This window comes from Pseudomonas sp. GD04091, assembly GCF_029836165.1.
Taxonomy (GTDB): Bacteria; Pseudomonadota; Gammaproteobacteria; order Pseudomonadales; family Pseudomonadaceae; genus Aquipseudomonas.
The window spans coordinates 234,939-258,712 of sequence record NZ_JAOEBG010000007.1 but is presented as its reverse complement, the minus strand read 5'-3'; the positions used below and the strand labels follow the sequence as shown (position 1 = coordinate 258,712).

Genomic DNA, 23,774 nt, shown 5'->3' with positions numbered 1-23,774 from the left:
AACCATTAGCGAAAATACCGCATCAAGACCACCAAGCGCTCGACACAACCCTTGTAGGCGCCGGAGAACCCCTGGCGAACACCTCCAAAAGCCAACACCTCCTCAAACCGCCCTCCCCCGCCCGCCCACCAACCTCGGCACCCTCCGCCATACAGATGGAATCCTCATCACCAACAACACCGCACCAATCCCCGCATAGATCGCCCATTCCTTCAGATCCGAACGCACGATCCACAAGAAATGCAGCAACCCCAACCCGAGAATCAGATAAACGAGCCGGTGCAATTTCTTCCAGCGCGCCCCCAATCGCCGCTGACTGTAGCGGTTGGACGTAACTGCCAACGCCAGCAACCCCAGAAAGCCGAGCGCCCCAACAATGATGTAGGGACGTTTGCGCAACTCCACCCCGAACTGCCCCCAGTCCAGACCAAGGATGAACACCAGGTAGGCCATCAAGTGCAGCACTATATAAGCAAAGCACCATAACCCCAGCTGCCTGCGCACCACGATCCACCCCGACCAGCCACTGAGCCGTTGCAAGGGCGTCATGCTCAGGGTAATCAACAGAAACACCAGGGCCCCCAGGCCAAGACGATCCATGAGAATCTTCCCTGGGTCCGGGTCGAGCCGCCCCATCAGCGCCTCGTACAGCCACCAGGCTGGAAACAGGCAACCCACGATGAAAATCGCCAGGCGAAACCAGGGATAACGCATCAGTAGTTCTTCCGCAGGTCGAGGCCGCTGTACAACGACGCCACTTCATCGGCGTAACCATTGAACATCAACGTATCGCGCACATTCGGACTGAACAGCCCACTGGGCAGACGCCGCTCGCGAGCCTGGGTCCAGCGCGGGTGATCGACCGTCGGGTTGACGTTGGCATAGAAGCCGTATTCATCCGGCGCCAACCCCTGCCAGGTGGTGTGTGGCTGCTCCGCCACCAGGCTGATGCGCACGATCGACTTGATGCTCTTGAAGCCATACTTCCAAGGCACCACCAGGCGCAACGGCGCGCCGTTCTGGTTGGCCAGCTCCCGGCCGTACATGCCCACCGCCAGGATCGCCAGCGGGTTCATTGCCTCATCCAGCCGCAGCCCCTCCACGTAGGGCCAGTCGATCAGGGCGAACCCGGAACGTTGCCCCGGCATGCTCTTGGGGTCCTGCAGGGTTTCGAAACGGATATAGCGCGCCTGTGAAGTCGGCTCGACCTGCTTGAGCACCTCCGCCAGCGGGAAACCCAACCATGGAATGACCATCGACCAGGCTTCTACGCAGCGCAATCGATAGATGCGCTCCTGCAACTGGTAGGGCTTGACGAAGTCCTCCAGCGCATAGCGCCCGGGCTTAGCTACCTCGCCATCGACCACCAGACTCCAGGGCTCGGTCTTCAGCGATCCGGCATTGGCCGCCGGATCACCCTTGTCGGGACCGAACTCATAGAAGTTGTTGTAATGGGTGGCGTCCTTGAACGGCGTGATCGCCTCGCCCTGCACGGTCACGGCCTGCCAGCGCGTCGCGCCGAGCTTGTCGGCGAACCATGCAGGCGCCTTTCCGGGCTCGGCATCGGCATAGCGCGATGGCTCGGCGGCGACGCCCAGACGCGGCAACGCACCCAGCGCAAGCCCTGCCAGGGCTCCACCGAGCATGTGACGACGGGAAAGGTAGATCTGTTCGGGGGTGATCTGCGACGACTTGCAGTCGGAAGACCGGGGAAGCTTGATGAGCATGGCGGCTCCACAGTACGGGCAACTGATGTACCCGTAAGACTATGGAGCCGGCAGGTTATTCCGCGATTAAATCTTTCAGGTTTTGCGACGACGGACGCGCAGCAGGTACTGCACAGGGCCGGAGATCGCGTAACCGAGGAAGATCAGCAGCAGGATGCGCGGCGGATCGCTGAATACCACGGCAAACACCAGCACCACGGCCAGGATCGCCACGAACGGCACACGCCCCTTGAGGTCCAGCTCCTTGAAGCTGTTGTACTTGACGTTGCTGACCATCAGCATGCCGGCAGCCGCCACCAGCAGCGCCACCAGGAACGACAGCTTGGAGCCCTGGATGCCGTAGTCGCTGAAGGCCCACACGGTACCCGCCACGACACCAGCCGCCGCCGGGCTGGCCAGGCCGATGAAGTAGCGCTTGTCGGCGGTGCCGACCTGGGTGTTGAAACGCGCCAGACGCAACGCTGCACCCGCCACATAGATGAAGGCGACCATCCAGCCGACCTTGCCCATGTCACCGAGCGCCCAACCGAACGCCAGCAATGCCGGCGCCACACCGAAGGCGACCATGTCCGACAGCGAGTCGTACTCGGCCCCGAAGGCGCTCTGCGTGTTGGTCATGCGCGCCACACGGCCGTCGAGGCTGTCGAGGACCATGGCGACGAAGATCGCGATGGCGGCAAAGGCGAAATACTTGCTCGCCTCGCGTGGGTCACCGGCACTCAGGGCGCTCTGCGCGCTCATCGAGCTGATGATGGAATAGAAGCCGGCAAACAGGTTCGCGGTGGTGAACAGGTTGGGCAGCAGGTAGATGCCGCGGTGACGGACCTTGCGCCCTTCGGCGTCATGGCCTTCTTCGACGTGCTCATCGACAGGTAGCAGGCTTTCGGCGTCGGAGGGCTTGTTCGGCTCTTCGGGACGTTCGCTCATGAAAAGTACCTTGCAACAGGGTGGAATATGTTCGACACGGGCTCGCGAAACGGGTTCTGACGGCGAGCCACTGGTCGCTTTATACCAGAAGCTGGCCGCGCAAACGAAAAAACGCGGCCGAAGCCGCGTTTTTCATTTATCGAAGCAGGACCTTAGTTCTTGGTCTTGTCGACGATCTTGTTGGCCGAAATCCACGGCATCATCGAGCGCAGTTGCTCGCCGATGATCTCGATGCCGTGGGCGGCGTTGTTGCGGCGCTTGGCGGTCATCGAAGGATAGTTGGTGGCGCCTTCGCTGATGAACATCTTCGCGTACTCGCCGTCCTGGATGCGCTTGAGGGCATTGCGCATGGCCTTGCGGGATTCTTCGTTGATGACTTCAGGGCCGGTGACGTACTCACCGTACTCGGCGTTGTTGGAGATCGAGTAGTTCATGTTGGCGATCCCGCCTTCGTACATGAGGTCGACGATCAGCTTCAGCTCGTGCAGGCACTCGAAGTAGGCCATTTCCGGGGCGTAGCCGGCTTCGACCAGGGTTTCGAAACCAGCCTTGACCAGCTCGACGGTACCGCCGCACAGAACGGCCTGCTCACCGAACAGGTCGGTTTCGGTCTCGTCCTTGAAGGTGGTTTCGATGATGCCGGTACGGCCGCCGCCGACGCCAGCGGCGTAGGACAGGGCGACGTTCTTGGCGTTGCCCGAGGCGTCCTGGTAGATGGCGATCAGGTCAGGGATGCCGCCGCCCTTGACGAACTCGGAGCGAACGGTGTGGCCCGGGGCCTTCGGCGCGATCATGATCACGTCGAGATCGGCACGCGGAACGACCTGGTTGTAGTGGATCGCGAAGCCGTGGGAGAAGGCCAGGGTGGCGCCTTTCTTGATGTTCGGCTCGATCTCGGACTTGTACAGCTGGCCCTGGAATTCGTCCGGGGTCAGGATCATGACCAGGTCGGCGGCAGCGACGGCGGAGGCGACGTCGGTCACTTTCAGGCCATGGGCTTCTGCCTTGGCAACGGTGGCCGAACCTTTACGCAGACCGATGGTGACATCCACACCGGAGTCCTTCAGGTTGCACGCCTGGGCGTGACCTTGCGAACCGTAACCGATGATGGCGACTTTCTTGCCCTGGATGATGGAGAGGTCGCAGTCTTTGTCGTAGAAAACTTTCATGAAATACCCCTGGTTATATCTCGGCCCCTGCGGAGCCATCGCTAGTTTTTGAAGTTAGATGCTGAGCACTTTGTCGCCACGGGCAATGCCGGTGACGCCACTGCGCACGGTTTCGAGAATCGATGCGGTGCCGATGGCCTGGATGAAGCTGTCCAGCTTGTCGCTGGTACCGCTCAGCTGCACGGTGTACACGCTGGCGGTCACGTCGACGATCTGGCCACGGAAGATGTCCGTGGTGCGCTTGATCTCGGCCCGCTGGGCACCGGTGGCCTTGACCTTGACCAGCATCAGTTCACGCTCGATGTGGGCGCTTTCCGACAGGTCCACAAGCTTGACCACTTCGACCAGCTTGTTGAGGTTCTTGGTGATCTGCTCGATCACCTCGTCATGGCCAACGGTGGTCAGCGTCAGACGCGACAGGGTCGGGTCTTCGGTCGGCGCCACGGTCAGGCTTTCAATGTTGTAGTTGCGCTGGGAAAACAGGCCGACCACGCGAGACAAGGCACCGGGTTCGTTTTCCAGCAGCAGGGAAATGATGTGCCGCATATCAGGTACGCTCCGTCTTGCTCAGCCACATGTCACGCATCGAGCCGTCCTTGATCTGCATCGGATAGACGTGCTCGGTCCGGTCGACCGCGATGTCGATGAACACCAGGCGGTCCTTCATCGCGAAAGCCTCTTCAAGTTTCGGCTTGAGGTCTTTCAGGCTGGTGATGCGGATACCCACATGGCCATAGGCCTCGGCCAACTTGACGAAGTCCGGCAGCGACTCGACGTAGGAGTGCGAGTGGCGACCGTTGTAGGCCATGTCCTGCCACTGGCGGACCATGCCCAGCACACCGTTGTTCAGGTTGACGATCTTCACCGGCAGGCCGTACTGCATGCAGGTGGACAGTTCCTGGATGTTCATCTGGATGCTGCCTTCACCGGTGACGCAGGCCACGTCCTGGTCGGGGAAGTTGAGCTTGATGCCCATGGCCGCCGGGAAACCGAAGCCCATGGTGCCCAGGCCACCGGAGTTGATCCAGCGGTTGGGTTTGTTGAAGCGGTAGTACTGCGCGGCGAACATCTGATGCTGGCCTACGTCGGAGGTGACGAAGGCATCGCCCTTGGTCACTTCGCACAGGGTCTCGATCACCTGTTGCGGCTTGATGATGTTGCCGTCGCCCTTGTCGTAGGGGAACAGCTCGCCATCGCCACGCCATTCGTCGATCTGCTTCCACCAGGCATCCAGCGCCGCCTTGTCGGGCTGCTCGCCGATTTCCTTGAGGATGGCCAGCATCTCGCTGAGCACGCTTTCGACCGGCCCGACGATCGGCACGTCGGCCTTGATCATCTTGGAGATCGACGCCGGGTCGATGTCGATGTGGATGATCTTGGCATTCGGGCAGAACTTGGCCGGACCGTTGACCACGCGGTCGTCGAAACGCGCGCCGACGGCGAAGATCACGTCGGCATGGTGCATGGCCATGTTGGCGGTGTAGCTGCCGTGCATGCCGAGCATGCCGAGGAACTGGCGATCGGTACCCGGGAAGCCACCGAGGCCCATCAGGGTGTTGGTGACCGGCAGGTTCAGCGACCTGGCGATTTCGGTGAGGGCTTCGGAGCCGCCGCCGAGAATCACGCCACCGCCGGAGTAGACGATCGGGCGCTTGGCCGCCAGGAGCATCTCGGCCGCCTTGCGGATCTGGCCGGAGTGGCCACGAACAGCCGGGCTATACGAACGCAGCTTGACCTTCTTCGGGTAGATGTACTCGAACTTCTCGGCCGGATTGGTCATATCTTTTGGAATGTCGACCACCACCGGACCAGGACGGCCGGACTGTGCAAGATAGAACGCTTTTTTCAGGACTTCGGGAATTTCCGACGCATGTTTGACCATGAAGCTGTGCTTCACGATCGGCCGGGAGATACCGATCATGTCGGTTTCCTGGAACGCGTCGGTGCCGACCATGGTGCTGGGCACCTGGCCAGACAGGATGACCATCGGAATGGAGTCCATGTAGGCGGTGGCAATGCCGGTGATGGCATTGGTCGCGCCCGGACCGGAAGTCACCAGTACCACGCCGGCCTTGCCGGTGGCACGGGCGTAACCGTCCGCCATATGGGTGGCAGCCTGCTCGTGACGAACCAGGATGTGCTGGACTTCCGGTTCCTTGAACAGGGCATCGTAAACATGAAGGAGAGCACCGCCAGGGTACCCGTAGATGTGCTTAACGCCTTCGTCACGCAAGAAGCGGACGACCATCTCAGCGCCAGATAAAAGCTCCACGTTGTTCACCTCTAAAACGCCAGAATACCGCCCTCACTGAGCGGGTCTTAATAGGTTTACTGCCAAGCAGAGCATGAGCGAACGTCAGCACTGACTGAGCAAGTATTGGGAACGCCCTGGTGTGTTGCGGGCTTTCCCACCCAGCGCGAGGTAACGCGTTGCGGGGTGTTACAAGTCGGCGCGGGTGTGCGCCTCATGATCTGCTTAGCGGGTCTGCTTCTGGCAGTCCCTCTACAGCGGAATCTGGATTCTTCTGATTCGCCGCCCACAAGTCAAGAAAAATTATTGCCAAATTTTCCGCAAGATGAATCACCACCACCACTAAAAAGGCGCTCAGCAGCAGATTTAAGAAGATTTCCATAAAAAAGGGCCACAATCTGCGGCCCTCAAGGGAAAAAGAGAAGAAATCAGGCTCAAGGACTGATCAATTGGTCGAATGCTGCCAGCAGGCGCCGTAGCTCGCGGCTTTGTTCCGGGCGGTCGACGAACACCGTCTGCGCCATCACCAGGATGCCGGAGGCATTGGGCAACGGATGGCCGTGCTCGAGAATCAGTTTCATCCGCGGCAGGAAGATCCACTGCAGCCACTGCTCGAAGGCCATGCTGTCGACGGCGAACGGCACCACGCTGGCCAGCGCCTCGGGGCTGGGCGCGGCATCGCTCCACCAGCCCTGGACCTTGAGCTCGCGCTCGATCAGCAACAGGTGATCGGCGATGTCGAGGATGCGCTGTTCCATCACAGGTTGACCCGCGCCTTCTGCCGCGCCAAGGCAGCGCCAGCGCTGTCACCCTGCTTCTCGCGGGCCTGGGCGATGGTATTCCACAGCTGGGCCTGCAGGTCCGGACGACCATTGGCGTAGGTCAGTGCGCGGCGGGCCAACTGCTCGGATTGCGCGGCATCACCTTGCGACAGGCGCACCTGGGCCAGACGGAACAGCACCTGCGGCTCACGCGGGGCGATGCGCTGGGCACGCTCCAGGCTCGACGCGGCGCCATTGAAATCACCACTGCCCTGCTGCTGCTGGGCGGTGGTCAGCAGCGCCAGCACCGGGCCGTCGAGCTGCTCGTCGGCGGACAGGCCACCGCTGGAGACGTTGCCACGCGGAATACCGGTCGGCGCGCTGGTGACCGGCGCGGGCTTGCTCATCGAGGCGATGTCGAACGGCTCGTCGGCAATCGGGTTGGGATTGGTGGTGATCGGCCCGCCGCTGACCGGCCCCGGGGTGATCGGACCGGTGCTGATCGGTGCCGGGCCGGTGCCCGCCGGGAACGACTGGATCGGCGCGCCGCCGGTCCCTTGCGGGATCATCACGGTGACGCCGGAGTCTTCCGGCAGCGACTGGGCCTGGCTGCTGCCGCCGCTGGTCGGATACGCCGACGTGCGCTTGGCCGAGACGCGCTCGCTGTTGGAAACCCGGGTGCTCGAATCGACCACCGGAATATTGCCACGCGGGACGCTGGCACAACCGTGCAGCACGCTTACTGCCGCCAGGGCAGGTATCCACCACTTGTTCACTTCACACCCTCTTCAGAAGCTCGTGCTCAATTCATCCAGCCCTTGACCCAGTCCATCACCGACTCGGCCGGGTTCTGCTCACCACCACAGGTGGCGCCAGCGGCCGGTTCGCTGCCGCGAATATACGGCATCTGCACCGCTCCCGGACAGCTGCCGTCGGATCCCTGGCCACTGTACGGGTCGATCCAGGCCTGCACCACGTTGTCCGGCTGCGGCATCTCCAGCGGCAGCGGGTCGGCCTTCTTCATGAAGCTGGTCCAGACCTGCAGCGCGCCGGTGGCGCCGGTGAACGGCGTCTTGCCGTTGTCGTCGCGGCCCAGCCACACCACCGCCAGCAGATCCTGGCTGAAACCGGAGAACCAGCTGTCACGCGAGTCGTTGCTGGTACCGGTCTTGCCCGCCAGGGTCAGCGACCCTGGCAATACGTTGTACACCGAACGACCGGTACCTTCGCGCATCACCCGCTGCATGGCGTTCTGCACCAGATAGATGGACCCCGGGTCGAACGTTTGCTGGATCTGGAACGGATAGCGCTTGAGCGGCTCGCCCTCGGCGGTGAGCACGCTGCGGATACCGCGCATCGGCGTGTTGAAGCCGCCGTTGGCGATGGTCTGGTACATGGTCGCCACCTGCATCGGCGACATGCCGCCGGCACCCAGCAGCATCGACGGGAACGCCGGCCAGTCGACCTGCACGCCCAGCCGGCCGATGGTCTTGATCACGTTGGGCACGCCGACTTCCAGGCCGAGCTTGGCGGTCGACAGGTTGTAGGAGTTGGCCAGGCCCTGGTACAGGTAGATGGTGCCGTGCGGGCGGCGGTCGTAGTTCTGCGGACGCCACACCTGGCCGTCGGCGCCCTTGACCGAGAACGGCTCGTCCTGCACCCAGCTGGTCAGGGTGAACTTGCTCGGTTGTTCCAGCGCGGTCAGGTACACCGCCGGCTTGACCAGCGAGCCGATCGGCCGCACCGCGTCGATGGCGCGGTTGAAGCCGGCGAAGCCCGATTGGCGGCTGCCGATCAGCGCCTGCACTTCACCGGTCTCGGGATTGGTGACGACCATCGCCGACTCGACTTCGTCGGCGCCCTTGCGCCCGGCCAGACGCTTGAAGGTCTCGGTCATGGCGGTCTCGGCCTTCATCTGCAGGATAGGGTCGAAACTGGTGAAGATACGCAGACCCTCTTCGGTCAGGTCTTCGTCGCGATAGTCCTGGCGCAACTGCCGCTTGACCAGGTCGAGGAAGGCCGGGAACGAACTGTCGGCCAGGCTGCCGCGCTTGGTCACGCCCAAGGGCATCTTCTTCGCCGCATCGACCACGTCCTGGCTGGCCACGCCCTGCTCGGCGAGCAGGTCGAGCACCAGGTTACGGCGCTGCAGGGCGCGCTCGGGGGAGCGGCGCGGGTTGTAATAGGACGGCCCCTTGACCATGCCCACCAGCAAGGCGATCTGGTGCAGCTTGAGCTCCTGCAGCGGCTGGCTGAAGAAGAACTGGCTGGCCAGGCCGAAGCCGTGCACGGCACGCTGCCCATCCTGGCCGACGAACACCTCGTTGAGGTACGCCTCGAGGATCTCGCGCTTGTCGTAATGCAGCTCGAGCAGCACGGCCATCATGGCTTCGGTCAGCTTGCGGCTGAGGCTGCGTTCGTTGGTCAGGAAGAAGTTCTTCACCAGCTGCTGCGTGAGGGTACTGCCGCCCTGGCGCATGGCGCCGGACGAGGTGTTGACCCAGACGGCCCGGGCGATGGACTTGGGCGAGACGCCGAAATGGCTGTAGAAATCCCGGTCTTCGGTGGCGATCAGGGTTTCCAGCAGGTAAGGCGGCACCTGGTCGATCTTGATCAGGATGCGGTCTTCGAGGTTCTTCGGATAGATGCCGCCGATCATCAACGGCTCCAGGCGCACCACGTCGAGCTTGCCGCCGTTGGCCCCGCTGAGCCCGGCGACGTAGTCGCCGGAGAAGCGCACGCGCACGAACTGCGCCGGCTCCATGCCTTCATAGAACTGGAAGCCGCGGGTATTGAGGTCGACCGTATTGCCGTTGACCGAAGCCGCGCCCGGCCCGTTGGCCGCGCTTTCGCGGCGGTAGCCGAGGGCATCGAGCTCGGTGAGGAAGTCGTTGCGGCTCAGCTTCTGGCCGACGAACAGCTCCAGCGGGCGGGCATACACCTTGGCCGGGATGGTCCAGCGCTTGCCGGAGAATTTCTCCTGGACGGTGGCGTCGAGATAGACCGCGAAACCGGCGATCACCACCAGGCCGACCAGGCTGAGCTTGAGAGCCCAGCCCAGCCAGGCGCGGGCGCGACCGGTCGGGCGTTTTTTAGGGGTGCGGGAATTTCGGGTACGAGTCATGGCGGCGGATTATACGCACTTTGAAAAAGGGAGGCAGACGCCCCTCGGCGGTTTGCAGGGACGGCACCATTGACCATAATGTCCGATTCGAATTCCCTGACCCTGAAGGATGATCCGTGAGCCAAGCCCTGATCAGCGCGCTGCAGAACCCCGCCCTCTATCCGCATCCGGTCGCGGGTTTCCAGCTCATCGAGACGCACATCTCCTGGGTCCTGCTCACTGGCGAGTACGCCTACAAGATCAAGAAGCCGATGAACTTCGGCTTCCTCGATTTCACCGGCCTGGATCAGCGCGGACATTTTTGTAACGAAGAGCTGCGCCTGAACCAGCGGCTGACCGAAGGCCTGTACCTGGAAGTGCTGCCGATCACCGGCAGCGTCGAGGCGCCGCGGATCGGCGGCGAAGGCCCGGCCATCGAATACGCGCTGAAAATGCGTCAGTTCCCTCAGGACCAGATGCTCAGCACCCTGCAGGCCAATGGCGAGCTGAACGCCGGCCACATCGACCAGATGGCCCGGCAGATCGCCGAATTCCACCTGCAGGCGCCGAAAGTGTCGGTCAATCACCCGCTGGGCACTCCGGACGCGGTGATGGCGCCAGTGGAGCAGAACTTCGAACAGATCCGTCCATTCCTCACCGACAAGGCCGACCTGCAGCAGCTCGATGCGCTGCAGGCCTGGGCACAGGACAGCTTCAAGCGCCTGCACGGCCTGCTCGAAGCGCGCAAGGCCGATGGCTTCATCCGCGAATGCCACGGCGACATCCACCTGGGCAATGCCACGCTGATCGACGGCAAGGTGGTGATCTTCGACTGCATCGAATTCAACGAGCCGTTCCGCCTGACCGATGTCTACGCCGATGTCGGGTTCCTGGCCATGGACCTCGAGGACCGCGGCCTGAAATGCCTGTCGCGCCGCTTCATCAGCCAGTACCTGGAGCTGACCGGCGACTATGAAGGCCTGGAGTTGCTGAACTTCTACAAGGCCTACCGCGCCCTGGTACGGGCCAAGGTCGCGCTGTTCAGCCTGGCCCCCGACGCCGATGGCGTGCAGCGCGCCACTACCCTGCGCACCTACCGCAACTACGCCAACCTCGCCGAAAGCTACAGCGCCATCCCCTCGCGCCTGCTGGCCATCACCCAGGGCGTGTCGGCGGTGGGCAAGAGCCACGTGGCCATGCGCCTGGTCGAGGCGCTGGGCGCGGTACGCGTCCGTTCGGACGTGGAGCGCAAGCGCCTGTTCGGCAAGCAGCAGGCAGCCGACGCCGGCCAACTGGAAGCCGGCATCTACGACAAGGACGCCAGCCGCGCCACCTACCAGCGCCTGCATAAATTGGCGGCGATCATCCTGCGTGCCGGTTTCCCGGTAGTGCTCGACGCCACCTACCTCAAGCACGAGCAGCGCAAGGCCGCGGCCGACATCGCCAGCGAGACCGGCGTGCCGTTCCTGATCCTCGACTGCCAGGCCCCCGACGCGGTGATCGCCAGCTGGCTGGCCCAGCGCCAGGCCGAAGCCATCGACCCCTCGGACGCCACCCTGGAAGTGGTCAAGGCCCAGCAGGCCAGCCGCGACCCGCTGGATGCCGAAGAACAGAAGCACAGCAAGCGCGTGAACACCCAGGAAAGCGCCAGCATGGACCAACTGATCGAACAGATCCGTCAGCACCTTCCCGGCCTTTGAGCCCGCAGCCGTGAACCAATCGACAGTTCACGGCTGAAGTCCGGCGCCCCTCAAGTGATGGCATTACAATATCATCACACCCCACGGAGGAGGCGCCGCCATGAACCAACCCCGTCAGCTGGACAACGCCCTGTATGCCCTGGTCCGCGACGAGAAGATCGCCGCCTTCAACCGTGAGAAGCCGGTGGACACGCCCATCGATTTTCGCGGCGGCGACTTCCGCGGTCTGGACCTGCGCGCCCTGGACGTACGTGGCATCGATTTCACCGATGCCTACTTCCGTGCCGCCGACCTGCGCGGGCTGGATCTGCGGGACAACGGCATGGAGGGGGCCAGCATCGCCCACGCGCAGATCTCCGGGACTTATTTCCCTGCCGAGTTGAGCGCCGATGAGATTCTCATGTCGGCGAAGTTCGGCACGCGCATGCGCTATCGCGGTTCGCGCCAGGAATGATTGGCGGCGCTGTGCCCATTCATGGGAGCGAGCCTGCCCCGCTCCCACGATGGCAACACCTGCCGGGCATGCGGAATCACTGCACCCCGTCGGCCCCGATGGCAAAAGGCCGCGTTATTCACAACCCCCGCTACACTGCTCATTGACCTGCTCGCGATTTATCCACATGACCCGTTCAGCCATCGCAAGGAGGCTCGATGAACGATGAATTGCAGCATCTGAAAAACCTTGGCAAGACCTCCGCGCAATGGCTGCACGCCGTCGGCATTCACAGCGCATCGGATCTTCGCCGCCTGGGCGCCGTAGGCGCGTACCAGGCGGTGAGAACGCGAGGATTCCGGGCTTCGAAGGTGTTGTTGTACGCCATTGAAGGCGCCCTGCTGGACATGCATTGGAACGACCTGCCGGCCGAACGCAAGCAAGCGTTGAACGAGCAGCTCGATGCGAAGTGCCCGGCGCAGAAGAACGAAAAATAAATTGGCAAAAGGCATTGACGCCGAAATGAGAATCGTTATGATTATCTCAACTGGTCGCGAGACTGGTTGGGTAACCTGAAAGCTCCCTGGTTCGGACTCTCAGATTATCTCCTCATCAGGCTAATCACGGTTATTGACCCGGCACTTTGCCGGGTCTTTTTTTGCCCGCGATTCAATGCCCCTTGCGCAGCTGGGCGCAGTAGTCCTGCTCGGGCAGCGCCGCGGTGTACCAGACGAAATCGGCCATGCCCGCCTCGACCACCTCCCCCACTTCCGCCAACAGCAAGACCTCGCTCTGCCCCTTGGCCCCCAGGTCGGCCAGGTGCAACGGCACGCCGATATCCTTGCGGGCGTGATAGCTGCCCGTGAACAACAGCGCAGGCTGCGCGGCACCCAGCAGGCGCTCGGCGATGCGTCGGTCGCGTTGCTGCTGGACGGCGAGCATGGCGGGCAGCTGGCGCTCGGGCAGCAGGTTGCAGTGACCGGCACGCACCTGCTCGAGCAGCGCCTTCTTTACAGCCTGGGCATTGGAACGCAGCCCTGGCGGGCTGACCGGCTGGCGATAGGCCTGGCGGACCTCACCCGGTGACAGGTTGGCGGACAACAACGGATAGGGCCCGGCCAGGGCGTCACGGACGATCGGTCCATACTGCTTCCAATCCCAGCCTTCCTGCCACGCCAGGGCCTTGGGCAGGTCGGCAGGCAGTCGGGCGTCCTTCTTCAGCGCATCCACCAGGGGCTGCTGCTCGGGCTGGAGCATTTCCAACAGCAGGCTGCCCTGCGGCCGTCTCGCTTCCAGCGCGTGCAGCAGCCAGAGCTGCAGGGCATGGTGGTCGGGGTTGTCATGCTTCTCGCCGACCAGCACCCGGGGTGCGTCGGCCAGGTGCCGGACCAGTTGCTCCGGGGTCAACCGCTGCCCGCTGGCCAGGTCGATGATCTGCCCGAGCTGCGCGCTATCGCGCCCCTCGCTGCTTTGCCAGGCCGGCAACGGTGGCAGGCTGGCCTGGCAGGCGCCCAACGCCAGCGCCAGGCAAACCGTCAGGCTGGACAGCAACAGGTGGCGCATGGTCAGGCTCCTAGCGAGTGATGATCAGCGGATGGCCGCGCTCCGGATGCGGCTGTACCAGCACGTCGATGCCGAACACGGCTTTCAGCGACGCGGGGGTCAGCACTTGTCGCGGTGTGTCCAGCGCATGGCAGCGCCCCTGCTCGAGCAGCAGGATCTGGTCACAGTAGCGCGCGGCGAGGTTCAGGTCATGCAGGATCACCAGCACCGCCGCGCCCCGGTCGGCAAAACTGCGCACGGCCTGCAGCGTGGTGTGCTGGTGCAGCGGATCGAGGGCCGAGGTGGGTTCGTCCAGCAGTAGCGTGCTGCCCGCCTCGCCCGGCCACAATTGGGCCAGCACCCGGGCGAGGTGCACACGCTGGCGCTCACCGCCGGACAGCGCCAGGTAGCTGCGATCGACCAGGTGCAGCGCATCCGCCGCCTCCAGCGCCGCGCTGACGATCTCGCGGTCGCGCTGCCGCCCACTGGCATGGGGCAGACGCCCCATCCCGACCACTTCCTCAACATTGAACGAGAAGCCGAGCGTGGACACCTGTGGCAACACCGCCAGGCGTCGGGCCCGATCCTGGCCGGACCATTGGTCCAGGGCGCGCCCATCCAGCCGCACCTGCCCTGCGCTGGCCGCCAGCTCGCCGCACAGCGCGCCCAGCAGGCTGCTCTTGCCCGCACCATTGGGGCCGAGCACGCCGAGGATCAGTCCGGGGCGCAGTTGCAGGTGGATATCGTGCAATACCTGAGCGTTGCCACGCTTGAGCGACAACCCTTCGACATCGAGCATCAGCTACGCCCCCTCACCAGCAGGAACAGGAAGAACGGCGCACCGATGAAGGCCGTGACGATACCGATCGGCAACTCCGCCGGCGCCAGGGCCAGCCGGGCGATCAGGTCGGCAAACAGCAGCAGCGTGCCACCGGCCAGCAGCGAAGCGGGCAGCAGGACACGATGGTCCGGCCCTGCCACCAGGCGCACCAGGTGCGGCACCACCAGGCCGATGAAGCCGATCAGGCCGGCGGCCGCGACCGCCGCGCCAACGCCCAGCGCCGTGCAGAACACCAGTTCACGCTTGAGCGTCTCCACCTCGATGCCCAGGTGGCGGGCTTCGGACTCGCCCAGCAGCAGCGCATTGAGCGCCTGCGCCCGGCGTGGCAGCCACAGCGCCACCACCGCGCAAACCAGCAGCAGTGGCCACAGGCGCTCATAGCTGGCGCCATTGAGGCTGCCCAGGTTCCAGAAGGTCAGGGTTCGCAGGGTGGCGTCATCGGCCAGGTAGGTGAACAGGCCGACCGCGGAGCCGCCCAGCGCGGTCATGGCGATGCCGGCCAGGAGCATGGTGGCGACATTGGTCTGCCCGTCGCGACGCCCCAGGCGATACACCATCGCCGTCACCCCCAGGCCGCCGACGAACGCGCACAGCGACAGCAGATAAGGCGCGAACCACTCGGGAATACCGCCCAGCCAGCTGCCGCCGACGATGGCCACCGCCGCGCCGAGGGCCGCGCCGCTGGCGACCCCCACCAGCCCCGGGTCGGCCAGCGGGTTGCGGAACAGCCCCTGCATCGCCACGCCGGACAACGCCAGCACCGCGCCCACGGCAAGCCCCAGCAAGGTGCGTGGCAGACGGATCTGCCCGAGGATCATTTCGGCCTGCTCCAGGCCCTCGCCGGAAACCGGCAGCCCGATCAGGCGCAGCCCGGCACGCAAGGTGTCGAACAGCGGCAGGCTGACCGGCCCCAGCGCCAGCGACAGCCAGACCGCCAGCAGGCACAGCAATGCCAGGACAATGAACAACGTGCGTGGTTGGACCCGCTGCCTCATGGGTTGAGGCTGGCCTTGGCGGCGGGATAGAAGCGCGCTGCCAGTTCATGCAGCGTGGCGGGCAGGCGCGGGCCGAGGCCGCCGACCAGCAAAGTCGGGTCGAGCGATACCAGGCGTTTGTCGCGTGCCGCGCGCGAGGCCGCCAATGCCGGATTCTCCTTGAGCAGCGCCTGCAAGGCCTGCTCGCCGTCGAGGGCACGATCGGAGAACACCACCACGTCCGGATTCAGCGCCGCCAGGGCCTCCACCGAGAAATTCTTGTAGCCCTGGTGATCGGCAAGATTGCGCCCGCCCGCCTGACGCAGCACCCAGTCACCCGCGGTGCCCTGTCCCGCGATCAGCGGTTTGGCGCCGGCATGGCCGACCAGCAGCAGCACGCCTGGTGCCTTCTGTCCGGCCTGGGCCTGCTTGATCTGCCCCTGCAAAGTGTCCAGTCGCTGCTTGTAGTCAGTGGCAAGCTCGTTGGCCTTTTCTGCATTGCCCAGCAGCACGCCAAGGTGTTTCAGATTCTCGTCCACCGCAGCGATCTCGGCCTTGCTGGAAAACAGCTCGACCCGAACCCCGGCATTGCGGATCTGCGCCAGGACCGGCGGTGGCCCCATCTCCTCGGTGCCGACCAGTACATCCGGGCGCAGGCTGAGGATGCCCTCGGCCGACAACTGGCGCTGGTAGCCGATGCTGGGCAGCGCCTTCAGCGATTGCGGGTGCTGGCTGGTGGTGTCGACGCCGACCAGGCGTTGCTCGCCGCCCAGGGCGCTGATCCACTCGCTCAAGGCGCCACCGGCGCTGACCCAACGCTGCGGGACCTCGGCGGCCAGGGCCTGGGTGGACAGGGCAAGACCGGCGCACAGGGCGAACAGGGCAGCGGGACGACGCATCATCGGATTCCTTTGCTGGAGGCGAGCCGCGCGCCTTGTGGCGAGCGGTGGAAGTGCGCACCATAGACAGCCTGGCGCGGCGAGTGTGGGCAATTTGATAATTATTCGCATTGAAGCGTCAAGCCATCCCTTTGTCACACGGCTTAACCGGAAGATTCCGCCTCGATGCACTTTCTCTGCACCTCCTGCGACCTTGCCGAAGGCCATGGCCGCGCCTTCAGCGTAGCTGGCGCGCCATTGTTCGCCGTGCGCCGCCAGGGCAAGGTCTACCTCTATGGCAACCGCTGCCCGCACCGCGGCATTCCACTGAACTGGGAAGCGGACAGCTTTCTCGACGACAGCGCGAGCCTGATCCAATGCGCCCATCACGGAGCGCTGTTCCTGATCGAAAGCGGTGAGTGCGTGGCCGGACCTTGTGCGGGCGAATGGCTGGAGGCCCTGGACTGCCTGGAAGACAGCCAGGGCATCTGGCTCACGGATCGAGCAACACCGGCAACGCTCGATCGATGACGATCTGCCGGGCGTCGAGACGGGTGCCATAGGCCAGCACCTCGACACCCTCCGCCACCGCGGCGCGCAGGGCCTGGGCATAGGCGGCGTCGATCTCCTGCGCCGGGCGCACGGCTTCGATACCAGTCAGATTCACACAGTACAGTTGCACCGCACGGATGCCCTGGCGCGCCAGGGCCGCCAGTTCGCGCAGATGCTTGGCGCCACGCTGGGTGACGGCGTCGGGAAAGGCCGCGACAGGCGAGTCGGGGTAACCGAGCGTCACGCTCTTGACCTCGACATAGGCTTTGCGAGCGTCGGCAAACTCCAGATAGAAGTCGATGCGGCTGCGCTCCTCGCCATAGGCCACTTCACGCCTGAGCGTGGTGAAACCGGCAAGCTCGGTGATGACGCCTGCGCGCAGAGCCTCTTCCACCACGGCATTCGCGCGTCCGGTGTTGACGCAGGCCAGCCGCCCCTGGGGGGTCTCGCTGATCTCCCAGGTACCGGGCAACTTGCGCTTGGGGTCGTTGGAGCGGCTGAACCACACCTGCCCGCCCTCACGCATGCAGTTGAGCATGGAGCCGGTGTTCGGGCAGTGGATGGTGATCTGCTCGCCACTGGCGAGCTCGATGTCGGCCAGGAAACGCTTGTATCGGCGCAACAGCCGCGCCTGTTCGAGTTCGGGGAAAAACATCATCAGCCCTGCCAGCTCCGCAGGCCACGGGCAATGCGCCGCACTGCCTCCTCGAGGCGCGGCAGGCTCTGGGTATAGGCGAAACGCACATGATGACCTGCCTGATGACGACCGAAATCCAGGCCAGGGGTGAAGGCCAGGTGCTCGGTTTCCAGGAAATGCCGACAGAAGGCGAAGGCGTCGCCACCGAAGGCGCTGATATCGGCGTACAGATAGAAGGCACCCTGTGGTTCCACGGCGATGCCGAAGCCCAGTTCACGCAGGGCCGGCAGCAGGTAGTCGCGGCGGCGGGCGAACTCGCTGCGGCGCTCCTCGAGGATCGCCAGGGTTTCTGGCTGGAAGCACGCCAGCGCGGCATGCTGGGCCATGCTTGGGGCACTGATATAGAGGTTCTGCGCCAGCTTCTCCAGATCGCCCACCGCCGACGGTGGGGCTACCAGCCAGCCCAGGCGCCAGCCGGTCATGCCGAAATATTTGGAAAAACTGTTCAGGACAAACGCCTGGTCGTCCACTTCCAGCACGCTCGGCGCATCCATGCCATAGGTAAGGCCATGGTAGATCTCGTCCACCACCAGATGGCCGTGGTGCGCGCGGATGGCGCTCGACAGGCCCGCCAGCTCATCGCGATCGAGCACCGTGCCGGTCGGGTTGGCGGGCGAAGCGACCAACGCGCCGACGGTGTCCTTGTCCCAGTAGCGTTCGACCAGGTCGGCGGTCAGCTGGTAGTTGACGTCCGGCCCCACGGGCACCAGCTGCGCGCCGCCTTCGACCAGGCGCAGGAAATGGCGGTTGCACGGATAGCCGGGGTCGGCCAGCAGCCAGTGCTTGCCCGGATCGACTAGCAGGCTGCTGGCCAGAAGCAGCGCGCCAGAGCCGCCCGGAGTGATGAGAATGCGTTCTGGGTCGAGATCCACACCGTAGCGCTGGCCATAGAACCCGGCGATCGCCTCGCGCAACTGTGGCAGGCCACGCGCTGCCGTGTAGCGGGTGTGCCCGGCGGCCAGGGCGGCCTGGCCGGCGGCGACGATCGGCGCTGCGGTGGTGAAGTCCGGCTCGCCGATCTCGAGGTGGATCACGTCATGGCCGGCAGCCTGCAGCTCATTGGCCCGGGCCAGCAGGGCCATGACATGGAAGGGTTCGATGGCGCGACTGCGCGCACTGTGTGGCTGAGCCATGGGCCTTCTCTCAATTGGGTCTAAACTGGTGATTCTACCTGTGCGCGCCAGCGAACGTAGCGCCCTGTCGGCGGTCAATAGCAGGCATAGGGCGGGGTAGCGCACCCCGTATCTATCTGGTAAGTTCGGCGGCTCGCAGTCGCAGGGCCGGCGGTCGCCGGAGCTGGAAGCAGCCTGCGCATTGGATCAGATGAGTGAGAGGCGGTCTATTCATGTCCACCGTAGAAAAGCAAAAAGCCGGTCAGACCATGTACGGTGTAGAGCCCTATAAAGAAACCAAGGGCGAGGAGTACATGGGCGAGCCCATGCGCAAGCACTTCACCAAGCTTCTGGGGGCGTGGAAGCTTGAGTTGATGACGAGCGTAGACCAGACCGTGACGCACATGAAGGACGAAGCAGCCAACTTCCCGGACCCGGCCGACCGCGCCAGCCAGGAAGAAGAGTTCGCCCTGGAGCTGCGCAACCGCGATCGCGAGCGCAAGCTGATCAAGAAAATCGACAAGACCCTGCAGAAAATTCAGGACGAAGAATACGGCTGGTGCGACTCCTGCGGCATCGAGATCGGTCTGCGTCGCCTGGAAGCCCGCCCCACTGCGGACCTGTGCTTCGACTGCAAGGAAATTGCAGAGAAGAAGGAAAAGACTGTCGGTAAAGGCTGACCCCGGACCCTCGGAGACGGGGCGTATCGGTTGTGGTAGCGGGCTTGCCCGCTACCTACGACTGGTACGCCCCGTCTTCATTTATATAGCTGTGCAATCCATGAACGACTCCCGCTACATCGGCCGCTTCGCCCCCACCCCCAGCGGTTTCCTGCATTTCGGCTCGCTGGTCGCCGCCCTCGCCTCCTGGCTCGACGCTCGCGCCGTCAATGGCCGCTGGCTGCTGCGCATGGAAGACACCGACCCGCCCCGGGAGATGCCCGGCGCCCGGGACGCGATCCTGCAGACCCTGGAGCGCTACGGGCTGGAGTGGGATGGCGAGGTGGTGTTCCAGAGCCAGCGCCACGAGGCCTATGCGGCCGTTGTCGATCGTCTGTTCAACATGGGCCTGGCCTATGCCTGCACCTGCTCGCGCAAGCAGCTCGAAGGCTACAACGGCATCTATCCGGGCTTTTGCCGCAATGCCGGGCACGCGCGCGAAGGCGCGGCGATCCGCTTGCGGGTGCCGGAGCTGATCTACCGCTTCACCGATCGTGTCCAGGGTGAGTTCGAGCAGCACCTGGGGCGTGACGTGGGCGACTTCGTCATCCAGCGTCGCGACGGGCTGTATGCCTACCAGCTGGCGGTGGTGCTGGACGATGCCTGGCAGGGTGTCACCGATATCGTGCGCGGCGCCGACCTGCTGGACAACACGCCGCGTCAGCTGTACCTGCAGGAGTTGTTGGGGTTCTCGCAGCCGCGTTACCTGCACATTCCATTGATCGTGCAACCGGACGGGCACAAGCTGGGCAAGTCGTACCGCTCGCCGCCGCTGGAGGCGGACCAGGCGACGCCGTTGTTGCTGCGTGCCCTGCGGGCATTGGGGCAGCAGGCGGATCCGGCACTGGCGGGGGCCACCCCGGCCGAGGTGCTGGCGGTGGCGCGGCAGCAGTGGCGGCCGGAGCATGTTACGCGGCAAATGACGGTGCCCGAGGCTGATTTGCATTAATGCCCTGGTCCGACCGGCCAACGCGATCATTGTAGGAGCGGCCTTGTGTCGCGATGGGCTGCAAAGCAGCCCCGGCAATACCTGCGGCAACGCTGAAAACCTGGGGCCGCTACGCGCCCCATCGCGACACAAGGCCGCTCCTACAGGGACCGCGCAAGACAGCAAGCCCAGCGTTTCACCAAAATCAAAAGCCCAACAAATTCAAACTCTTGGCGAACACCACCGATTCCCGCTAGCATCGCCGCCATCATTTGCGCCAATAATAAGTCCAAACCCGCAGCGCCCAACCCTCGAGGCCAGCATGTACATCTATCGTTTGGTCCTGCTTCTGGTCGTGGGGATCTACCTGTTCTCCCCGGCCATCATGGACTGGTGGATCGAACCGACCGGTGCCTGGTACCGCCCCTACCTGCTCTGGCTGATCCTGATCGTCGTCACCTTCATCCTGCAGAGCCAACGAGATGCCGATGAGCTTTAGCCTGACCCAGATGATCCTGATCAGCGCCGCCTACCTGCTGGTGCTGTTCGGCGTGGCCTGGATCAGCGAGCGTGGGCTGATCCCGCGCTCGGTCATTCGCCACCCATTGACCTACACCCTGTCGCTGGGCGTCTATGCCAGCGCCTGGGCCTTCTATGGCTCGGTCGGGTTGGCCTACCAGTACGGCTACGGCTTCCTTGCCTGTTACCTGGGGGTGTCCGGCGCCTTCCTGCTGGCGCCGGTGCTGCTCTACCCGATCCTCAAGATCACCCGCACCTACCAGCTGTCATCGCTGGCCGACCTGCTGGCGTTTCGCTTTCGCAGCACCTGGGCCGGCGCGTTGACCACGGTGATCATGCTGATCGGCGTGCTGCCCTTGCTGGCCCTGCAGATCCAGGCGGTGGCCGACTCCATCAGCATCCTGACCGGCGAACCGGTCAAGGCCCGAGTGGCCTTCGCCTTCTGTGCGCTGATCATCCTCTTCACCATCTTCTTCGGCTCGCGGCATATCGCCACCCGCGAGAAGCACGAAGGGCTGGTGTTCGCCATCGCCTTCGAGTCGGTGATCAAGCTGGTGGCGCTGGGCGGTATCGGCCTGTATGCGCTGTACGGCGTATTCGGTGGCCCCCACGGGCTGGAAGTCTGGCTGCTGCAGAACCAGACCGCACTCGCGGCGCTGCACACCCCGCTGCAGGAAGGCCCATGGCGCACCCTGCTGCTGGTGTTCTTCGCCTCGGCGATCGTGATGCCGCACATGTACCACATGGCCTTCACCGAGAACCTCAGCCCACGCGCGCTGGTCAGCGCCAGCTGGGGCCTGCCGCTGTTCCTGCTGCTGATGAGCCTGGCCGTGCCGCTGGTGCTGTGGGCCGGCCTGCGCCTGGGCGCCAGCACCAACCCCGAGTACTTCACCCTGGGCCTGGGGATCGCCGCCAACAACGAAGCCCTGGCGCTGCTGGCCTATGTCGGCGGGCTGTCGGCCGCCAGCGGGCTGATCATCGTCACCACCCTGGCGCTGTCGGGCATGGCCCTGAACCACCTGGTCCTGCCGCTGTACCAGCCTCCGGCCGAAGGCAACATCTACCGCTGGCTGAAATGGACCCGTCGCGCGCTGATCGTCGCCATCATCACCGCCGGCTTCGTCTTCTACCTGACCCAGAGCAGTCACCAGAGCCTGGCCAACCTGGGCATCGTCGCCTTCGTCGCCACCCTGCAGTTCCTTCCCGGTGTGCTCTCGGTGCTGTACTGGCCGACCGCCAACCGCCGCGGCTTCATCGCCGGCCTGCTGGCCGGGACGCTGGTGTGGATGGTAACCATGTTGCTGCCGCTGCTGGGCAACCTGCAGGGCTTCTATATCCCGCTGCTGAACATGATCTACGTGCTGGACGACACCAGCTGGCACATGGCGGCCATCGCTTCGCTGGCGGCCAACGTCCTGCTGTTCACCCTGATCTCGCTGTTCACCAACGCCAGCAGCGAAGAAGTCAGCGCCGCCGAGGCCTGCGCGGTGGACAACGTGCGTCGCCCGCAGCGCCGTGAACTGCATGCCGCCTCGCCCCAGGAGTTCGCCACCCAGCTGGCCAAGCCGCTGGGTGCCAAGGCCGCGCAGAAAGAGGTCGAGCAAGCCCTGCGCGACCTGTACCTGCCCTTCGACGAGCGTCGCCCTTACGCCTTGCGCCGCCTGCGCGACCGCATCGAGGCCAACCTGTCCGGGCTGATGGGCCCGAGCGTGGCCCAGGACATGGTCGAGACGTTCCTGCCCTACAAGTCCGGCAACGAGAACTATGTCACCGAGGACATCCACTTCATCGAAAGCCGCCTCGAGGACTATCACTCGCGTCTGACCGGCCTGGCCGCCGAACTCGACGCCCTGCGCCGCTACCACCGCCAGACTCTGCAGGAACTGCCCATGGGCGTCTGCTCGCTGGCCAAGGACCAGGAAATCCTGATGTGGAACAAGGCCATGGAAGAACTCACCGGCATCGCCGCCAAGCATGTGGTGGGCTCGCGCCTGGTGACCATCGCCGAGCCCTGGCGCGGCCTGCTGCAGGGCTTCATCAACGTGCCCGATGAGCACCTGCACAAGCAGCGCCTGGTCCTGGACGGCCAGCCGCGCTGGTTGAACCTGCACAAAGCGGCCATCGACGAGCCGCTGGCACCGGGCAACAGCGGCCTGGTGCTGCTGGTCGAGGACCTCACCGAGACCCAGGCCCTGGAAGACAAGCTGGTGCATTCCGAGCGCCTGGCCAGCATCGGCCGCCTGGCCGCCGGCGTGGCCCACGAGATCGGCAACCCGATCACCGGGATCGCCTGTCTGGCGCAGAACCTGCGCGAAGAACGCGAGGGCGACGGCGAGATCATCGAACTGTCCAGCCAGATCCTCGAACAGACCAAGCGCGTGTCGCGCATCGTCCAGTCGCTGATGAGCTTCGCCCATGCCGGCGGCAGCCAGCAGAACAGCGAAGAGCCGGTGTGCCTGGCGGAAGTCGCGCAGGACGCCATTGGTCTGCTGGCGTTGAACCGGCGCAATTTCGAAGTACAGTTCTTCAACCTCTGCGACCCGGAACACTGGGCCGAGGGCGACCCCCAGCGCCTGGCCCAGGTGCTGATCAACCTGCTTTCCAACGCCCGCGACGCTTCGCCTCCCGGCAGCGCCGTGCGCGTGCGCAGCGAAGTGAACGAACACACGGTCGACCTGATCGTCGAGGACGAAGGCACAGGCATCCCGAAAAGCATCATGGACCGCCTCTTCGAACCCTTCTTCACCACCAAGGACCCGGGCGAAGGCACCGGACTGGGGCTCGCTCTGGTCTATTCCATCGTGGAAGAGCATTATGGGCAAATCACCATCGACAGCCCGGCCGACATCGAGCGCCAACGTGGTACCCGGATCCGCGTGACCCTGCCCCGGCATGTCGTAGCGACGTCCCCTGAAATTCGAGACCGTCGAGAGAATTGAAT

At 64.3% G+C, this 23,774-nt stretch carries 24 protein-coding genes; 8 read left to right on the top strand and 16 right to left on the bottom strand.

Annotated elements, in window-relative coordinates; all coding sequences use genetic code 11:
* Window positions 1-102: 102 nt before the first annotated feature.
* From msrQ to mrcB, 10 genes are all read right to left on the bottom strand, one after another.
* On the bottom strand, window positions 103-714 hold the full coding sequence (gene msrQ, locus N7422_RS12090; RefSeq protein ID WP_279806747.1) for a protein-methionine-sulfoxide reductase heme-binding subunit MsrQ: 612 nt from the start codon (window positions 712-714) through the stop codon (window positions 103-105).
* On the bottom strand, window positions 714-1,727 hold the full coding sequence (gene msrP, locus N7422_RS12085; protein WP_279806746.1) for a protein-methionine-sulfoxide reductase catalytic subunit MsrP: 1,014 nt from the start codon (window positions 1,725-1,727) through the stop codon (window positions 714-716). The genes msrQ and msrP overlap by 1 nt, the downstream gene beginning before the upstream one ends.
* A 75-nt stretch (window positions 1,728-1,802) precedes the next feature.
* Window positions 1,803-2,654, bottom strand: coding sequence for a CDP-diacylglycerol--serine O-phosphatidyltransferase (pssA, locus tag N7422_RS12080; RefSeq protein ID WP_279806745.1), 852 nt, complete (start codon window positions 2,652-2,654; stop codon window positions 1,803-1,805).
* A 152-nt stretch (window positions 2,655-2,806) separates the two neighbouring features.
* Entirely contained in the window at window positions 2,807-3,823 is a 1,017-nt protein-coding gene (gene ilvC / locus N7422_RS12075; RefSeq protein ID WP_279806744.1) for a ketol-acid reductoisomerase, read from the bottom strand.
* A 54-nt stretch (window positions 3,824-3,877) separates the two neighbouring features.
* Window positions 3,878-4,369 carry an acetolactate synthase small subunit gene (gene ilvN / locus N7422_RS12070; RefSeq protein ID WP_003250040.1) on the bottom strand — a complete coding sequence of 164 codons (492 nt, stop codon included), beginning with the start codon at window positions 4,367-4,369 and terminating at the stop codon, window positions 3,878-3,880.
* A 1-nt stretch (window position 4,370) separates the two neighbouring features.
* A complete protein-coding gene (locus N7422_RS12065; protein ID WP_279806743.1) occupies window positions 4,371-6,095 on the bottom strand; it encodes an acetolactate synthase 3 large subunit in 1,725 nt (574 codons plus the stop codon).
* Between the two features lie 193 nt (window positions 6,096-6,288).
* Window positions 6,289-6,456, bottom strand: a complete 168-nt coding sequence (locus tag N7422_RS12060; RefSeq protein ID WP_279806742.1) for a hypothetical protein — start codon at window positions 6,454-6,456, stop codon at window positions 6,289-6,291.
* A gap of 52 nt (window positions 6,457-6,508) precedes the next feature.
* Window positions 6,509-6,835, bottom strand: coding sequence for a YqcC family protein (locus tag N7422_RS12055; RefSeq protein WP_279806741.1), 327 nt, complete (start codon window positions 6,833-6,835; stop codon window positions 6,509-6,511).
* Complete coding sequence (locus N7422_RS12050) at window positions 6,832-7,611, bottom strand: tetratricopeptide repeat protein (RefSeq protein WP_279806740.1); 780 nt, start codon at window positions 7,609-7,611, stop codon at window positions 6,832-6,834. The genes N7422_RS12055 and N7422_RS12050 overlap by 4 nt, the downstream gene beginning before the upstream one ends.
* Window positions 7,612-7,637: 26 nt before the next feature.
* Window positions 7,638-9,959: a penicillin-binding protein 1B gene (gene mrcB / locus N7422_RS12045; protein WP_279806739.1), complete on the bottom strand. Its 2,322-nt coding sequence runs from the start codon at window positions 9,957-9,959 to the stop codon at window positions 7,638-7,640.
* 116 nt (window positions 9,960-10,075) lie between these two features.
* On the opposite strand from mrcB, the gene N7422_RS12040 reads away from it, so the two are divergent.
* The 3 genes from N7422_RS12040 to N7422_RS12030 all read left to right on the top strand — a co-directional run bounded on the left by N7422_RS12040 (window position 10,076) and on the right by N7422_RS12030 (window position 12,568).
* Window positions 10,076-11,638, top strand: a complete 1,563-nt coding sequence (locus tag N7422_RS12040; protein WP_279806738.1) for a bifunctional aminoglycoside phosphotransferase/ATP-binding protein — start codon at window positions 10,076-10,078, stop codon at window positions 11,636-11,638.
* A gap of 100 nt (window positions 11,639-11,738) precedes the next feature.
* Window positions 11,739-12,092, top strand: coding sequence for a pentapeptide repeat-containing protein (locus N7422_RS12035; RefSeq protein WP_279806737.1), 354 nt, complete (start codon window positions 11,739-11,741; stop codon window positions 12,090-12,092).
* A 197-nt stretch (window positions 12,093-12,289) separates the two neighbouring features.
* Entirely contained in the window at window positions 12,290-12,568 is a 279-nt protein-coding gene (locus tag N7422_RS12030; RefSeq protein ID WP_279806736.1) for a TfoX/Sxy family protein, read from the top strand.
* 172 nt (window positions 12,569-12,740) lie between these two features.
* Here the strand turns inward: N7422_RS12030 and N7422_RS12025 are convergent, their stop codons facing one another.
* From N7422_RS12025 to N7422_RS12010, 4 genes are read right to left on the bottom strand one after another with little or no spacing between them, the layout of a single operon-like run.
* A complete protein-coding gene (locus N7422_RS12025) occupies window positions 12,741-13,634 on the bottom strand; it encodes a ChaN family lipoprotein (protein WP_279806735.1) in 894 nt (297 codons plus the stop codon).
* Between the two features lie 10 nt (window positions 13,635-13,644).
* The gene (locus tag N7422_RS12020) at window positions 13,645-14,412 is read right to left on the bottom strand and encodes a heme ABC transporter ATP-binding protein (protein ID WP_279806734.1); all 768 of its coding nucleotides are present in this window, start codon (window positions 14,410-14,412) and stop codon (window positions 13,645-13,647) included.
* Window positions 14,412-15,395, bottom strand: a complete 984-nt coding sequence (locus N7422_RS12015) for an iron ABC transporter permease (RefSeq protein ID WP_279806753.1) — start codon at window positions 15,393-15,395, stop codon at window positions 14,412-14,414. The genes N7422_RS12020 and N7422_RS12015 overlap by 1 nt, the downstream gene beginning before the upstream one ends.
* A 50-nt stretch (window positions 15,396-15,445) precedes the next feature.
* Complete coding sequence (locus N7422_RS12010; protein WP_279806733.1) at window positions 15,446-16,330, bottom strand: ABC transporter substrate-binding protein; 885 nt, start codon at window positions 16,328-16,330, stop codon at window positions 15,446-15,448.
* A gap of 162 nt (window positions 16,331-16,492) precedes the next feature.
* On the opposite strand from N7422_RS12010, the gene N7422_RS12005 reads away from it, so the two are divergent.
* Window positions 16,493-16,837, top strand: a complete 345-nt coding sequence (locus N7422_RS12005) for a Rieske 2Fe-2S domain-containing protein (RefSeq protein ID WP_279806732.1) — start codon at window positions 16,493-16,495, stop codon at window positions 16,835-16,837.
* On the opposite strand, the gene sfsA is transcribed toward N7422_RS12005, so the two are convergent.
* Entirely contained in the window at window positions 16,800-17,516 is a 717-nt protein-coding gene (sfsA, locus tag N7422_RS12000) for a DNA/RNA nuclease SfsA (RefSeq protein ID WP_279806731.1), read from the bottom strand. The genes N7422_RS12005 and sfsA overlap by 38 nt on opposite strands.
* Window positions 17,516-18,688 carry a pyridoxal phosphate-dependent aminotransferase gene (locus N7422_RS11995; RefSeq protein ID WP_279806730.1) on the bottom strand — a complete coding sequence of 391 codons (1,173 nt, stop codon included), beginning with the start codon at window positions 18,686-18,688 and terminating at the stop codon, window positions 17,516-17,518. The genes sfsA and N7422_RS11995 overlap by 1 nt, the downstream gene beginning before the upstream one ends.
* A gap of 212 nt (window positions 18,689-18,900) precedes the next feature.
* On the opposite strand from N7422_RS11995, the gene dksA reads away from it, so the two are divergent.
* The 4 genes from dksA to N7422_RS11975 all read left to right on the top strand — a co-directional run bounded on the left by dksA (window position 18,901) and on the right by N7422_RS11975 (window position 23,772).
* Entirely contained in the window at window positions 18,901-19,347 is a 447-nt protein-coding gene (gene dksA / locus N7422_RS11990) for an RNA polymerase-binding protein DksA (RefSeq protein ID WP_279806729.1), read from the top strand.
* A 100-nt stretch (window positions 19,348-19,447) separates the two neighbouring features.
* Window positions 19,448-20,335 carry a tRNA glutamyl-Q(34) synthetase GluQRS gene (gene gluQRS / locus N7422_RS11985; protein ID WP_279806728.1) on the top strand — a complete coding sequence of 296 codons (888 nt, stop codon included), beginning with the start codon at window positions 19,448-19,450 and terminating at the stop codon, window positions 20,333-20,335.
* 301 nt (window positions 20,336-20,636) lie between these two features.
* On the top strand, window positions 20,637-20,813 hold the full coding sequence (locus N7422_RS11980) for a hypothetical protein (RefSeq protein ID WP_003250005.1): 177 nt from the start codon (window positions 20,637-20,639) through the stop codon (window positions 20,811-20,813).
* Window positions 20,797-23,772, top strand: a complete 2,976-nt coding sequence (locus N7422_RS11975) for a sensor histidine kinase (protein ID WP_279806727.1) — start codon at window positions 20,797-20,799, stop codon at window positions 23,770-23,772. Before N7422_RS11980 ends, N7422_RS11975 begins: the two co-directional genes overlap by 17 nt.
* Window positions 23,773-23,774 lie beyond the last annotated feature (2 nt).